Source organism: Novosphingobium sp. KACC 22771, from assembly GCF_028736195.1.
Taxonomy (GTDB): Bacteria; Pseudomonadota; Alphaproteobacteria; order Sphingomonadales; family Sphingomonadaceae; genus Novosphingobium.
Genome location: NZ_CP117881.1, coordinates 3,232,700 through 3,247,723, shown reverse-complemented (window position 1 = coordinate 3,247,723; position 15,024 = coordinate 3,232,700). Strand labels below are relative to the sequence as shown.

13 protein-coding genes are annotated in these 15,024 nt (G+C 66.3%); 12 read left to right on the top strand and 1 reads right to left on the bottom strand.

The window, feature by feature from the left end:
* Nucleotide 1: 1 nt before the first annotated feature.
* From PQ467_RS14890 to PQ467_RS14845, 10 genes are all read left to right on the top strand, one after another.
* Nucleotides 2–1,075: an alpha-hydroxy acid oxidase gene (locus PQ467_RS14890; protein WP_274174153.1), complete on the top strand. Its 1,074-nt coding sequence runs from the start codon at nucleotides 2–4 to the stop codon at nucleotides 1,073–1,075.
* Nucleotide 1,076: 1 nt separating this feature from the next.
* A complete protein-coding gene (locus tag PQ467_RS14885) occupies nucleotides 1,077–1,775 on the top strand; it encodes a Fe2+-dependent dioxygenase (protein ID WP_274174152.1) in 699 nt (232 codons plus the stop codon).
* A 97-nt stretch (nucleotides 1,776–1,872) separates the two neighbouring features.
* The gene (locus PQ467_RS14880; protein WP_274174151.1) at nucleotides 1,873–3,045 is read left to right on the top strand and encodes a urate hydroxylase PuuD; all 1,173 of its coding nucleotides are present in this window, start codon (nucleotides 1,873–1,875) and stop codon (nucleotides 3,043–3,045) included.
* 110 nt (nucleotides 3,046–3,155) lie between these two features.
* A complete protein-coding gene (locus PQ467_RS14875; protein WP_274174150.1) occupies nucleotides 3,156–5,096 on the top strand; it encodes a potassium transporter Kup in 1,941 nt (646 codons plus the stop codon).
* Between the two features lie 17 nt (nucleotides 5,097–5,113).
* On the top strand, nucleotides 5,114–6,511 hold the full coding sequence (locus PQ467_RS14870; RefSeq protein WP_274174149.1) for an ATP-binding protein: 1,398 nt from the start codon (nucleotides 5,114–5,116) through the stop codon (nucleotides 6,509–6,511).
* On the top strand, nucleotides 6,508–7,182 hold the full coding sequence (locus PQ467_RS14865; RefSeq protein WP_274174148.1) for a response regulator transcription factor: 675 nt from the start codon (nucleotides 6,508–6,510) through the stop codon (nucleotides 7,180–7,182). The genes PQ467_RS14870 and PQ467_RS14865 overlap by 4 nt, the downstream gene beginning before the upstream one ends.
* A 42-nt stretch (nucleotides 7,183–7,224) precedes the next feature.
* Nucleotides 7,225–9,234 (top strand): acyltransferase family protein, encoded by a 2,010-nt coding sequence (locus PQ467_RS14860; RefSeq protein ID WP_274174147.1) that lies wholly within the window; start codon nucleotides 7,225–7,227, stop codon nucleotides 9,232–9,234.
* A gap of 55 nt (nucleotides 9,235–9,289) precedes the next feature.
* The gene (gene modA / locus PQ467_RS14855) at nucleotides 9,290–10,057 is read left to right on the top strand and encodes a molybdate ABC transporter substrate-binding protein (RefSeq protein WP_274174146.1); all 768 of its coding nucleotides are present in this window, start codon (nucleotides 9,290–9,292) and stop codon (nucleotides 10,055–10,057) included.
* Nucleotides 10,038–10,742, top strand: coding sequence for a molybdate ABC transporter permease subunit (gene modB, locus PQ467_RS14850; protein ID WP_274174145.1), 705 nt, complete (start codon nucleotides 10,038–10,040; stop codon nucleotides 10,740–10,742). Before modA ends, modB begins: the two co-directional genes overlap by 20 nt.
* Entirely contained in the window at nucleotides 10,732–11,355 is a 624-nt protein-coding gene (locus PQ467_RS14845) for a molybdenum ABC transporter ATP-binding protein (protein ID WP_274174144.1), read from the top strand. Before modB ends, PQ467_RS14845 begins: the two co-directional genes overlap by 11 nt.
* Here the strand turns inward: PQ467_RS14845 and PQ467_RS14840 are convergent, their stop codons facing one another.
* Nucleotides 11,356–12,699 (bottom strand): amidohydrolase, encoded by a 1,344-nt coding sequence (locus PQ467_RS14840; RefSeq protein ID WP_274174143.1) that lies wholly within the window; start codon nucleotides 12,697–12,699, stop codon nucleotides 11,356–11,358.
* Between the two features lie 129 nt (nucleotides 12,700–12,828).
* Here PQ467_RS14840 and PQ467_RS14835 point away from each other — a divergent pair, with 129 nt between their 5' ends.
* Nucleotides 12,829–14,196, top strand: coding sequence for an L-serine ammonia-lyase (locus PQ467_RS14835; protein ID WP_274174142.1), 1,368 nt, complete (start codon nucleotides 12,829–12,831; stop codon nucleotides 14,194–14,196).
* A 106-nt stretch (nucleotides 14,197–14,302) separates the two neighbouring features.
* Nucleotides 14,303–15,019 (top strand): hypothetical protein, encoded by a 717-nt coding sequence (locus PQ467_RS14830; protein ID WP_274174141.1) that lies wholly within the window; start codon nucleotides 14,303–14,305, stop codon nucleotides 15,017–15,019.
* Nucleotides 15,020–15,024 lie beyond the last annotated feature (5 nt).

Genomic DNA, 15,024 nt, shown 5'->3' with positions numbered 1-15,024 from the left:
GGTGTCGCTGCCGCCGCATCTCTACACGCTGGCCGATTATTCCGCTGCGGCGCAGGCGCGCGTTGATCCGGCAGTCTGGGCCTGGCTGGAGGGCGCCAACGGTGCTGGCACGGCGCGGCGGCGCGAAGAGGTCAGCTTTGGCGCCCATGCGATCTTGAACCGGCCTCTGGCCGATCTGCGCGGAGGGCATACGCGGCGGGCCTTGCTGGGGCTGGATCTGGCCCATCCTGTTCTGCTCTCACCGCTCGGCTATCATAGGCTGGTCCATCCCGCAGGCGAACTGGCCACCGCGCAGGGCTGCCTTGAGACGGTGATGTGCGTTTCAACCATGGCCAGCCAGCCCATCGAGGCCATCGCGCAGGTCGCCGCCGGGCCGCTGTGGTTTCAGCTCTATGTCCAGCCCCGGCGCGAGGATACGCTGCGCCTGATCCGCCGGGCCGAGGCGGCGGGGGCAAAGGCGATTGTCGTTACGCTCGACACACCCGCCCAGCCAGCCAGCCCGCAGGCCCTGCGCGCCGGATTTGCCATGCCGCCGGGGATTGAGGCGGTGCATCTGGCCGGTTTCACCCCCGCGCCAGAGGCATCGGGGCAATGGTACAATCCCGCCTTGTCCCGCCTGACGGCTGCGGCGCCGGGGTGGGATGATATGGCATGGCTGCGCGATCAGACCGGCCTGCCGCTACTGGCCAAGGGCATGTCGCGGGCCGATGATGCGGCGCGGCTGATGGCGCTCGGCTGGAATGGGCTGGTGCTTTCCACCCATGGCGGGCGGGCGATGGAGGCGGCGGCGGCGCCTTTGACGCTGTTGCCCGCGATGCGCGCGGCGCTGGGGGCGGAATGCGCGATCCTGCTCGATGGCTCGGTGCGGACGGGCGCGGATGTGTTCCGCGCGCTGGCGCTGGGGGCCGATGCGGTGATGGTGGGGCGGCCGCAATTGCATGGGCTGGCCGTGGGGGGCGCTTTGGGCGTGGCCCATATGCTGAAAATTCTGCGCGAGGAACTGGAACTGGCGATGGTGTTGGCGGGATGCGCCACGCTGGATGCCATCGGGCCGGATGCGTTGGCGGGGGTATGATATGCTGATCGTGATCGAGAAACTATTTGCCCCCGGCGAGATGGCCGCTTTGCGGGAACGTCTGCTGCGCGCGCCATGGGCCGATGGCGCGGCCACGGCGGGCGAGCGGGCGGTGCAGGTGAAGCAGAACCTGCAGGTGCCGATGGATGATCCGGTGGCCCGCGAGGTCGGGCAGGCGATCCTGACCCGGCTGGGGCAAAACCCGCAATTCCTCGCCGCCGCGCTGCCGGTGACGATCCATCCGCCGCGTTTCAACCTCTATCGCGATGGCGGTCATTATGGCGCGCATGTCGATGGCGCGCTGATGCGGATGCCGGGTGAGGATCGCCTGCTCCGCACTGATCTGTCGGCCACCTTGTTTTTGAACGATCCGGCCGATTACGACGGTGGGGAATTGACCATTGAGGGCCAGTTCGGCGGGCAAAGCATCAAACTGCCTGCGGGCGACATGGTGCTTTATCCCAGTTCAAGCCTGCACAAGGTCACCCCCGTGACGCGCGGGATGCGGATCGCCAGCTTTTTCTGGATGCAAAGCGCCGTGAAGGACAATGATGCGCGCGCGATGCTCTATGACCTTGACCGCTCGATCCAGGGCCTTTCGGCTCAGACAGGGGCACAGGGGCGGGGGCGCGATGATGCCGATATTGACCGTTTGATGCAGGTCTATCACAACCTACTGCGCCGCTGGTCCGACCTGTAGCGTTCTGATTTTTGCGACAGGATAAGCGAAATTTTGCGCTTTATCGAACGCGTCGCCAATCGCATGGAGACATCAGGCAAAGATTAGGGGACGCGCCGTGGATATCACCGAATGGCTCAATCTGGGGCTGCGCTGGCTGCATCTGATCACGGGCATCGCGTGGATCGGCTCGTCCTTTTATTTCGTCTGGCTGGACAACCATCTGAAACCGCCCAAGGAAGGCGAGGCCTCGGGCGAGGTCTGGTCGGTCCATGGCGGCGGATTTTACCACAAGCAGAAATATCAGGTCGCCCCGTCCAAAATGCCGGACGAATTGCACTGGTTCAAATGGGAGGCCTATTTCACCTGGGTCAGCGGGTTCTCGCTGCTGGTGCTGGTCTATTATGTCGGTGCGCGCGCCTTTCTGATCGATACGGCCAAGGCGGCGCTGGAGCCGTGGCAGGCGGCTTGCATCGGGATCGGCGCGATTGTGCTGGGCTGGGTGGTCTATGACGGGCTGTGCCGGTCGGCGCTGGGGCGCAACAATCGCCTGCTGGGCGTGGTCTGGTATGCGTTTCTTGTGGCCATGGCCTACGGCCTCAATGCCGTGTTCAGCGCGCGCGGGGCCTATCTGCATATTGGCGCGATTGTCGGCACGGTGATGGCGGCCAATGTGTTCATGATCATCATTCCGGGTCAGCGCAAAGTGGTGAACGCGCTGATCGAAGGGCGCGAGCCGGACCCGACGCTGGGCGCGCGGGGCAAGCAGCGCTCGCTGCACAACAATTACATGACGCTGCCGGTGCTGTTCATCATGATCAGCCACCATTATCCGATGACGTTTGGCGCGGATCGGCCCTGGCTGGTGCTGGCGATGATGTCGGCGATGGGGGTGGCCATCCGCCATGTGTTCAACCTGCGCCACAAGGGGGCCGATCCGCGCCCGGCCATGGCCGTTGCCGCGGCGATCGGCATCGCCACAATCACCTATGTCAGCCTTGAAAAGAAGGCTGCGAGCGTGTCTCAGGCTGATCTGGCCTATGCCGATGTCGCGCCCATTCTCCAGCGCCATTGCGTGACATGCCATGCGCCCCATCCCGCCAACCCGGCCTTTGCCGCGCCGCCTCTGGGCGTGCTGCTCGACAATGCCGAACATGCCTCGGCCGCCGCGCCGCGCATCAAAAAGGTGGCAGTGGACGCGCAGGTCATGCCGCTGGGCAATATGACGAATATGACATTGGAAGAACGCGAAAAACTGGGCGCATGGATCGCGGGCGGGGCGCGGCCATAGGGGGCGGCTTTACGCGGACTTTACGCCCGCCCCCCGCCTTGCCCATGGCGATTTAATGCGCGAATGTCCGATGTGTCAGGCTTGTCTTACTCCAGGCGAACCGACGCATCATGTTGATGAACGCATCCTCCACCAGCGAAAACTCCGCCCACAATCCCGGCGTGCACGGCCCATCCTCGCTCTTTGCGCTGACGCTGGGTGCGATCGGTGTGGTCTATGGCGATATCGGCACCAGTCCGCTCTATGCCTTTCGCGAGGCCTTGGCCCAGACCGCGCAGGGCGGCATCGACCGGGGCGAGATCCTCGGCGTGCTGGCGCTGGCGCTCTGGGCGCTGATCATCGTGGTGACGATGAAATATGTCATTTTCCTCAGCCGGATGGACAATCACGGCGAGGGCGGGGTGCTCTCGCTGATGGCGCTGGCGCGGCGGGCGACGGGGGGCAAGTGGCTGATCGTGCTGCTGCTGGGCGCGACCGGCGCGGCACTGTTTTACGGCGATGCGATCATTACGCCTGCCCTTTCTGTGCTCTCGGCCATCGAGGGGATGAAGACCGTCCCCGGCCTTGAGACGATGAGTGAGCCGGTGATCCTTGGCCTGTCGCTGACGATCCTCATCGGCCTGTTCGCCCTACAGGTGCGCGGCACGGCCAGCGTGGCGGGTCTGTTCGGGCCGGTCTGCGCGTTCTGGTTCGTGGCGATAGGCGCGCTGGGCCTGTGGCATATTGTCGAGGCGCCCGATGTCTTGTCCGCCTTCAACCCGATGTGGGCGGTCAATTTCATGCTGGGGCATGGCGTGGCGGGCCTGTTCGTGCTGGGCGCGGTGTTCCTGACCGTGACCGGGGCGGAGGCGTTGATTGCCGACATGGGCCATTTCGGGCGAAAGCCGATCCAACTGGGCTGGCTGACCTTTGTCTGGCCCGCGCTGACGCTCAATTATCTGGGGCAGGGGGCGCTGGCGCTCAAGGCCTTGGGCGATGCGCAGGCCCACGGGCAATTGCTGCAAAATGCCGACTGGTTCTTTCTGATGGCGCCGGATTCGCTGCGCGCGCCGCTGGTGGTGCTGGCCACGATGGCCACGATCATCGCCAGCCAGGCGGTCATCACCGGGGCCTATTCGTTGACGCAGCAGGCCATCGCGCTGGGCCTGATGCCGCGCCTTGTCATTCGCCAGACCTCGGCGGCGCAGATCGGCCAGATCTATATGCCGGGCGTCAACTGGATGCTGCTGCTGGGCGTCATCTGCCTCGTCTTTGCCTTTCGCAGCAGCAGCGCGATGGCGGCGGCCTATGGCATTGCCGTGACCGGCACAATGGTCGTCACCACCTGCCTTGCCTTTATCATCGCGTGGAAATTCTGGGGCTGGAACCCGCTGGGCAGCGCTTTGCTGATCGCGCCCTTCCTCGCGCTCGACATCTTCTTCTTTGGCGCCAATGTGCTGCGCGTGGCCGAAGGCGGCTGGGTGCCGCTGATGGTGGCGGGGATCATTGGCCTCGTGATCGCCACATGGCTGCGCGGGCGCAAGATGGCGCTGCAACGCGCCAGCGAGCAGGGCGTGGCGCTCGATGAACTGGTCAAGGCGCTGGCGGCCCGCCCGCCGCTGGTGGTCGAGGGGACGGCGGTGTTCCTGACCCAGGACGCCACCGTGGCCCCTTCGGCTTTGCTGCATAATCTGAAACATAACAAGGCGCTGCACCGCACCAACATCATGCTGACGGTGGAAACCCAGACCACGCCCTATGTCGATCCGGAAAACCGCCTGTGTCTGGAACGGCTCGACGAACGCTTCCTGCGCGCCAAATTGCGCTATGGCTATATGGACAAGATCGACGTGCCCAGCGATCTGGCGCGTGAAAAGGGCCTGTTGACGGGCACGGGCGGCACATCCTTCTTCGTGGGCCGCAGCGCGATCCGCTTTGGCTCGCGCCCCTGCATGCCCCGCGCGATGGTGCTGCTTTATCAGTTCCTGCACCGCAATGCCTCGGACCCCACCGCCTTTTTTGCCATTCCCCCCAACCGCGTGGTCGAATTGGGCACACAGATCGAGCTTTGATCGCTATAGATCGCCCCATGTGGCGCATGCTGACTTCCTATGGCGTTCCCCTGCTGGGCATCGCGTTGGTGACATGGATCTCCAGCGCGATGCTGGCGCAATGGGGGCTGGCGTCGGCGGCGCTGCTGTTCCTGCTGCCGGTGCTGCTGGGCGCGGCGCGCGGAGGGCTGGGACCGGGTCTGCTGGCGGCGCTGGCCGGGGCGGGGGCGTATAATTTCTTCCTGCTGCCGCCCTATTTCAGCTTTCATGTCCATGGGCCGGACCATGCGGTATCGGTCCTCGTGCTGGTGCTGGTCGCGCTGGTCACCAGCCGCCTTGCCACCCGCCTGCGCGAGCGCGAGGAGGAGGCCAATGCCCGCGCCGCGATCAGCGAGGAACTGGCGCAGATCTCGCGCCTGCTGGCCAAGGGATCGCCGGTCGAGGCGCTGGAGCGCGCGCGCGCCTATGTGGCCGGGATCTATGGCGCGCTGCGGATCGACGGGGCGCAGGACGGCTTCTCCTCGCTGGATCAGGCGGCAGCGGCATGGGCGATGCACAATGGCGATGCCACCGGCCATGGCACCGGCGTCATGGCAGCGGCGGAATGGACCTTTTTGCCGCTCTCGCCCAAGGGGCGGGGCAATCATGCGCTGATGGCTCTGGCGCGGCCCGCCAATGGCCAGACGCGCCCGATGGTTCAGATCGAGCATATGGCGCAGGTCGCGCTCTTGCTGGGGCAAGGCTGCGACCGCATTGCGCTGGACGAGGAGCGCCGCGCGCGCGAAACTCTGGCCGAGAGCGACCGGCTGCGGCGGACCTTCCTTGCCAGCCTCGCCCATGATTTCCGCACGCCGCTGACCGTCATCACCGGCCAGCTTGAGGCGCTGGCCCAGCGTAGCCCCGAGGCGGGCGAAGCGCTGAATGCCGCACGCAGGCTGGAGCGCACGATGAGCGACCTGATCGCGGCGGCGCGGATCGAGGAAGGCTCGCTGCGCCCACAAACCGAAAGCCTTGACCTGATCGACGCGGCCGATGCGGCATGCGCGGCGGTGGCGGTGCCTGATGGCCTGTCGCTCGGTCATACGATCCCCGCCGATCTGCCCTTTGTGCGGGCCGATGCGGTGCTGCTCCATCACGTGCTGATCAATCTGATTGACAATGCTTTGGGCCATGCGGCCTCGCGGGTGGTGCTGGGCGCGCGGGCTGATGGCGCGCAGGTCGCGCTCTGGGTCGAGGATGATGGCCCCGGCGTGCCGCCTGCCGAACGCGCGCGGATTTTCGAACGCTTTGCCCGGATTGAGGGCGGCGACCGGACCAAGGGCAGCGGGCTTGGCCTTGCCATCGTGCGCGGTTTTGCCGATGCGATGGGGATGGAGGCAAGCGTCGAGGACAGTCCGCTGGGCGGCGCGCGTTTTATCATAAGGATGGGGGCATGAACCGGGTTCTGGTGGTGGATGATGAACCGGCGATCCTGCGCCTGCTGGGCGCGGTGCTGGCGCGCGGGGGCTATGAGGCGGCATCGGCGGCCACGGCATCGGCGGCGCTGGGGGTGTTGCGCGGGGGCGGGCTGGCGGCGGCGATCCTTGATCTGGGCCTGCCGGACCGCGATGGGCTGGAATTGATCCCGATGCTGCGCGCCGCCCATGTGCCGGTGATCGTGTTGTCCGCGCGCGAGGATGTGGGCGAGAAGGTGGCTGCGCTCGATCTGGGCGCTTCCGATTACATCACCAAGCCTTTCGACGGCGAGGAATTGCTGGCCCGCCTGCGCGTGGCGCTGCGGCAAACCGGCGCGGTGGCGGCGCAGGAGGTGCTGGCCCATGGCCCCATCCGCATTGACACCGCCCGTCATGAGGCCAGCATCGACGGGCGCGCGCTGACCCTGCCGCCCAAGGAATTTGCCCTGCTTCAGGCGTTGGTGGAGGCGGGCGGACGCATCCTGACCCATGCCGCCTTACTGGAAAAGGTCTGGGGGCGGGCGCATGTCGGCGATGTCGAATATTTGCGCGTGGCGATCCGGGCGCTGCGGCTCAAGGTCGAGGAGGATCCGGCCCACCCCCGCCTCATCCGCAACGAGCCGGGCATCGGTTACAGGTTGATGGAGGGCTGACCCCTTGACCGCCCCGGCGCGATCTGTGCAAGGCCGCCGGGCATGGCATCCCACCCCAAACCTTTTCACCGTGCCGATATCGATGGCCTGCGCGCGATCAGCGTGGGCGTGGTCGTTGCCTTTCACGCATGGTGGCGGCAGGGCTTTGGCGGCTTTGTCGGGGTGGACATCTTCTTTGTCATCTCAGGCTATCTGATCTCGGGCGCGATTTTTGACGATGTGCGGGCCGGGCGCTTTTCGTTGGCGGCGTTTTACGGGCGGCGGGTGCGGCGGATCTATCCCGCGCTGATAACGGTCCTGCTGGCCACTTTCGCTTTCGGCTGGGTGCAGTTGTTCGATGATCGATTTCAGCAATTGGGCGCGCATCTGGTGGGCGCGGCGGTCTTTGCCTCCAATCTCGTGCTCTATGCCGAGAGCGGCTATTTCGACGCCTCTTCGGACGCTAAACCGCTGCTTCATCTCTGGAGCCTCGGGGTGGAGGAGCAATTCTACATCCTCTGGCCGCTGGCGGTGATGCTGGCGTGGAGATCGCGCGGTGCGCGGGGCGTGGTCTGGACGCTGGGGCTGGGTTTTGCGGCCAGCATGGCGCATGAGCAATTCCTGATGCGGATCAACACATCGGCCGCGTTTTACATCCCCACGGCGCGCTTCTGGGAAATGCTGGCGGGGGCCGCGCTGGCCTGGGTCGAGCGGCGGCGGGTCGGGGCCATGCCGCTGCGCATGGCCCATGGGTTCAGCCTGATCGGCCTCGCGCTGCTGCTGGGCAGTTTCCGCTATATCACCGAGGGCAAAGTGCCTTTTCCCGGCTGGGCGGCGCTGGCGCCGGTGGGCGGGGCGGTGCTGCTGCTGGCGGCGGGGCCAAGGGCGGTGGTCAATGCCCGGCTGCTCTTGCTTCTGCCGATGCGCTGGCTGGGGCAAATCTCCTATCCGCTCTATCTGTGGCACTGGCCGGTGCTGGTGCTGGCGCGGACATCGGGCTGGGTCGATGGCTGGGCGATGCTGGTCTGCGTGGGCGTGGCAACGGGGCTGGCATGGGTCACGGCGCGCTGGATCGAGCCGCCTTTGCGCTATGGCGGAGACAATGCGAAAAAGGTCAAGGGCCTGCTTGCGGCGATGGCGGTGCTGGGGCTGGGCGGGCTGGTGGTGGCATGGGCGCATGTCCCCTCGGCCAGCCATGCGCGCGTTGCGCCGATCACGCGCCAGATCGGCTGGGGTATCCCGGTGGCCAGCGAGGCGCAGGGGCGGGCATGCAACGCGCTGATGCCGGGGCGCGGCGCTTTGGTGCCGGGCGTTGCGGGCAATGACTTCTGCTATCTGGCGCGTCCGGGAGCGCCCGATGTGGCGCTGGTGGGCGATTCGCTCAATCTCAGCCTGTTTCCGGGGTTGGCCTCCTATGGTGACATCAATGTGCTGATCGCCTCGGCCAGCGAGGCCGCGCCTTTCTATGACACGACCACCACCGAGAGCTTTGACCGCACCCGTCTGAACAATTGGAAGCTGACCAATCAGGCGCTCGATTATGCGGTGGCCAGCCCCTCGATCCGGGTGGTGGTGCTGTCCTATGCCAATGGCGACCAGTTGCTGCGGCGCAGTTCGGCCCATGACATGACCGACCGCGCCGACCCCACGCCCGCCCCGCCCGAGGCGCGCCTCGAACGCGCCCTGCGCCGGACGCTGGCGCGGCTGACGGCGGCGGGCAAGGGCGTGATCATCACGCTGCCCAACCGGCGGATGGGATTTGATCCGCCCGATTGCCTGACCGATCTGCGGCCCTTGCATGGCCCGGCCTATCGCCACCCCTGCGGCGAACCGCGCGGCGGCGCGCTGGAGCAGGCCCAGGACGCCTATGCCGCGCAGGTGCGCCGCGTGGCGAAGGATTTCCCCGGCGTGGTGCTGGTCGATCTGGCCGCGCCTCTGTGCGATGCGCGGCTGTGCTATGCGATGAGAGGGGGACAGATGTATTACCGCGACCGCTTGCACCTGTCCGATGCCGGATCGCGGGCGGTGGCGCCGGTGCTGTATGATGCCATCCGGGCGATGATGCATAGGTAAACGGCTTGCCCGGCGGGCATTTCGATATACATAGGGATATTGAAAGGGGCGCCCCATGTTTCGCAGGCTGATCATTACCGCGCTGATTTTATGCGTCACCCCGGCCATGGCGCAGGCGCCGCGCGGGCCGGTGGTGCTGGCCGCGGCCAGCCTTCAGGAATCGCTGAACGCGGCGGCCGACACATGGGCGGCGCAGGGCCACCCGCGCCCGGTGCTCTCCTTTGCCGCCTCCTCGGCGCTGGCGCGTCAGATCGAGAATGGCGCGCCCGCCGACCTGTTCCTCTCGGCGGACGAGGAGTGGATGGATCATGTGGTCAAGGCCCCCGGCGGCCGGATCAAGCCGGGCACGCGGATCGGCCTGCTGACCAATTCTCTGGCCCTGATCGCGCCTGCGCAGAGCAAGGTCCGCCTGACCATCGCGCCCGGTTTCCCGCTTGCCGCCGCCTTGGGGCCTAATGGCCGTCTGGCTATGGGGCAGGTGGCCTCGGTCCCGGCGGGCAAATATGGGCGTGAGGCGTTGATCGCCCTGCGCGTCTGGCCCAGCGTTGAGGGCCGTGTGGCGGGCGCCGACAGTGTGCGTTCGGCCATGGCGCTGGTCTCGCGCGGCGAGGCGCCGCTGGGCATTGTTTACGCCACCGATGCGCGGGCGGATAAGCGCGTGCGCGTCGTCGGCATTTTCCCGGCCAATTCGCACAAGCCTATTGTCTATCCACTGGCCCGCCTTTCGGCCTCGACCAACCCGGATGCCGAAGGCTTCCGCCGCTTCCTTGCCTCGGCGCAGGGCAAGGCGATATTCCGCGCCTATGGCTTTGGCACCAAATAGCATCAGCCCCGAGGAATGGGGCATCATCTGGCTTTCGCTGAAGGTCAGCGCGGCGGCGATGGTGGCCACGCTGCCCTTGGGCTTTGCGCTGGCATGGGCGCTGGCGCGGGGGCGGTTTCCGGGGCGGGTGCTGCTTGATGCGCTGGTGCATCTGCCGCTGGTGTTGCCGCCGGTGGTGACGGGCTGGCTGCTGCTGCTCAGCTTTGGCGCGCAGGGGTTTGCGGGGCGCTGGCTGGCGGCGATGGGGGTGTCGGTGATGTTTCGCTGGACAGGCGCAGCGCTGGCGGCCTCGGTCATGGCGCTGCCTTTGATGGTGCGGGCGATCCGGCTTTCGCTCGAAAGCGTGGACCGGCGGCTGGAGGCGGCTGCGCGCACGCTGGGGGCCTCGCCCATGCGGGTGTTTGCTACGATTACGCTGCCTTTGGCGCTGCCCGGTGTGCTGGCGGGCATGGTGTTGGGCTTTGCGCGCAGCCTTGGCGAATTTGGCGCGACGATCACCTTCGTCTCGAACATTCCCGGCGAGACGCAGACCCTGCCGCTGGCGATCTATGCCGCCATGCAGGTGCCGGGGCAGGAGGGGATTGTGACGCGACTGGCGATGATTTCGGTGGGTCTGTCGCTGGCGGCGCTGGTAGCGTCCGAGGTGTTGACGCGGCGGATGGGAATGCGCGCCCATGTCCTTTGAGGTGGACGCCAGCATCACGCGCGGCAACCGCCGGATTGCCGCCAGCTTTGAGGCGGGGCCGGGGATCACCGCCCTATTCGGTCGATCAGGCGCGGGCAAGACCAGCGTGCTGGACATGATCGCCGGACTGGTGCGGCCCGATGCGGGGCGGATTGCGGTCGCCGGGCGGGTGCTGTTCGATGCGGCGGCGGGGATCGATATGCCGCCCGAGGCGCGCGGATGCGGCTATGTCTTTCAGGATTATCGCCTGTTTCCCCACATGAGCGTCGAGGCCAATCTGCGCTATGGCTGGCGTCTGGCCGCGCCCGATGCGCGCTGGATCGCTTTTGAACAGGTGGTGGAGTTTCTTGGCCTTGGCGCTTTGCTCTCTGCTCGCCCCCGGCGCTTGTCGGGCGGTGAGGCGCAAAGGGTGGCGATTGGCCGCGCGCTGCTGTCGGGCGCGCGTTTCCTGTTGATGGACGAGCCGCTCTCCTCGCTGGATGCGGCCCGCCGCGAGGAGATCATGCGCGTGATCGAGCGCATCCGCGACGAACTGGCCCTGCCGATCCTCTATGTCAGCCATGACCGGCGCGAGGTGGAGCGCCTCGCGGGCCAGATCGTCGAGATGGACTGATTATTTCCCGGCCACCGACAGCACCGCCAGCGAGAGCACCTCAACCCCGGTGCGGATCGCAGGCTGGGCCACGGGCGCGAAAAAGGGCGAGTGGTTGACCGGCACCGGCTTGCCCTCCGCCTTGAACTTTTCCAGCATCGCCGGATCGCTGCCGCCGACGGAAAAGAACACCGATTTGGTCACGCCCGCCATCACGAATTCGGAATAATCCTCGCTGGCGGTCCAGCCCGGCTTATAGGCCGGATCCAGATGCACCGCGCCGGGCAGGCCCGCCTTGGAGAGCACGGCATAGGTGCTGGCGGCCAGCGCTTCGTCATTGACCACGCTGGAAATGCCATGGCCGCGCCTGATCTCAGGCGCGGGCGCGCGCGACATGGCGGATACCGATTGGGCGGTGATGTCCACGCCGCTGTTCAGCAGCTTGCGCGTTTCATCGTCGAAGGAGCGCAGTGAAAGGCCCAGTTCGGCGCTGTCGGGGATGATGTTGGCCACGGTGCCCGAGCGGAAATAGCCCACGGTGACCACGCCGAATTTCTGCGGGTCCTTCTGGCGGCTGATGACGGTCTGCACGTCCTCGACAAAGCGGGCGCCCATGACGATGGGGTCGATGCTCATGTTGGGCATCGAGCCATGCGCGCCCTGCCCATGAAAGATGACGCGCACCGAATCGGAATTGCTGGTGGCCACGCCCTGCTTGACCTCGACATCGCCCGCGCGCGCCGCGCCGACATGGGCGGCAAAGGCGTAATCAGGCTTGGGGAAGCGGGTGAAGAGGCCGTCCTCGATCATCGCGCGCGCGCCTTCGCCGATTTCCTCCGAAGGCTGGCCGATCATAATCAGCGTGCCTTTCCACTGGTCCTTCATCGCCACCAGCGCCTGGGCCGTGCCCAGCCACCATGCCATGTGGATGTCATGGCCGCAGGCATGCATGACATAGGTGGTCTTGCCATCGGCCCCGGTCTGCTTCGCCTTGCTGGCCCAGGCAAGGCCGGTCTTTTCCTCCATTGGCAGCGCGTCCATTTCCACGCGCACCATCACCACCGGGCCGGGGCCGTTCTTCAGCACGCCGACAAGACCGGTCTTGCCGACATGCTCGGTCACTTCAAACCCCAGCTTGCGCAGCTTTTCCGAAAGGATGCCCGCCGTGCGCGTTTCGGTAAAACCGATCTCGGGATGGCTGTGCAGATCCTTGTAGAGCGCCTCCAGTTCGGGCCAGTTCTTCGTGGTCTGCGCATCGATGCGCGCCGCGGTGCCGGGCTTGACCGGCGCGGCAAGGGCCGGAGCCGCAAGAACCGGAAAAGCGGCCATCATCAAGGGCAGGCATAGCAGCATCGCGCGGCGCATCGGGATCTCCTGAAGTCAATGTGTTATGTTGCATAAGGCGGCACTGGCCGCGCTGCGTCAAGGAGCGTATTGTGCGCAAGACATGGTGCGGCAGGAAAGCCCACTCAGGGTCGCAGGAAGAAGAGCCAGATGGCAGTCAGCATATTCGAATTGTTCAAGATCGGCGTTGGGCCTTCCTCCAGCCACACGATGGGGCCGATGACGGCGGCGTGTCGGTTTGTGGCGGCGCTGGCTGAGGGCATTGCCCGCGTGGCGCGGGTCGAGGTGGCGCTCTATGCCAGCCTCGCGCTGACCGGGCGAGGCCATGCGACCGATACGGCGACCATCGTCGGCCTGCACGGCATCGCGCCCGAGGAGGCCGACCCCGATGCCGCCGTTGCCTTGATCCAGCGCGTGCGGGAAAGCGGGCGGATGATGCTGGGCGGGGTGCAGAACATTGCCTTTGACGAGCGGGCGGATATCCTGTGGCTGGGGCGTGAGAGCCTGCCGTTTCATCCCAATGGCATCCGTTTCACCGCGTTGGATGCGGATGGCGAGCCTGTTTTGACCCGCACCTATTTCTCCATCGGCGGCGGCTTTGTTGTGGACGAGGATCAGACCACGGCGAATGCTCCGGTCGAGGATCACGACGAGCCCTATCCCTTCACCACGGCGGCGGAATTGCTGGAGATGGCGCAGCGCGATGGGTTGACGATTGCCGATCTTGCGCTGGCCAATGAGGATGCGCGGCGGCCTCGCGCCGAGACGGAGGCGGGCATTGCGCGAATCGCGGCGGCGATGGACGCCTGCATCGAGCGCGGCATGAGTCAGCGCGGCGAGTTGCCCGGTGGTCTGAAGGTCCAGCGCCGCGCCGCCCATCTGCGCGAACGTTTCTATGCGCGGGTCGAACGGGTGCTGGCCGATCCGCTGGCCACGCTCGATCTGGTCAATCTATGGGCCATCGCGGTCAATGAAGAGAATGCGGCGGGCGGCAAGGTGGTGACCTCGCCCACCAATGGCGCGGCGGGGATCATCCCGGCCGTGCTGCGCTATGCCGAGCGATATCACGGCGCCGATGATCGCGCCAAGGCCGTCTTTTTGCTGACCGCCACCGCGATCGGGGGGCTGTATAAACGCAACGCCAGCATTTCGGCCGCCGAGGTCGGCTGTCAGGGCGAGGTGGGGGTGGCCTGCTCGATGGCGGCGGCGGGGCTGACCGCGATTATGGGAGGCAGCAACGGCCAGATCGAGAATGCCGCCGAAATCGCCATGGAGCACAATCTGGGCCTGACCTGCGATCCCATTGGCGGGCTGGTCCAGATCCCCTGTATCGAGCGCAATGCGATGGGCGCGGTCAAGGCCATTGACGCGGCCCGTCTGGCGCTGGGCGGGGATGGCACGCATCTGGTCAGCCTTGATCAGGTGATTGAAACCATGCGCCGCACCGGGGCCGATATGATGAGCCAGTACAAGGAAACTTCGCTGGGCGGATTGGCGGTTTGCGTCCCGGCTTGCTGATCGCACGGCTGGGCCGTTTCGCGGCGGCGCTGCGACAAAATGGCGCTTGCCTATAGCGGTCGAGGATCTATCACCACGCGCCACGGGATGGCAGGAGTTTGTTTCGATGAAGAGATTGGTGTTGGCTGTTCTGGCGATGCTGATGGTGGCGGCGCCGGCCGAGGCCCGGCATCATAAGGCCACGCATACGGCGACCAAGGTGGCCAAGAAGAAGGCTGTCGCCGCGCCTGCCAAGCGGCACCGGGCCGAAAAGGCCAAGGTTGCGGCCAAAAAGATGACCCGCGCACAAAGGCGCGAGATGGCGCGGGCCGAGACCAAGGCCAAGGCGCAGCCCAAGCTGACGCGGGCGCAAAAGCGGGCAGAGCAGCGCCAACTGGCGCATGGCAAGCATAAGGCTGAGCCCAAGCTGACCCGCGCGCAGAAGCGGGCGCAGCAGCGCGAAATGGCCCGCGCCGCAAGGGCCGAAAAGCGGGCCGCGCCCAAGCTGACGCGGGCGCAGCAGCGCGCGATGGCCAAGGCGCAGAAGCATGGCAAGCTGACCCGTGCGGAAAAGCGGGCTTTGGCGCAGGCGCAGAAGGCGACCGCCAAGGCGGCTCCGACCCATCGCATGACCCGCGCCGAACGCCGCGCTGCGGCTCGCCAGTCGCGCCATTCCTCGCGTTATGCCTCGCGTTATTCTGCGCGCCGTTCGTCGGGGCGGACGGCCACACGCGTGCCCTACACGCCGCCGCATTACAACGCCCCGCCGCCGGTGCCCAGCGCCAGCGGGCCGAGCAGCGGGTTCAACGCTGCGTTCCGGGATATCCATCCCAACGGGCAATAAGCAAA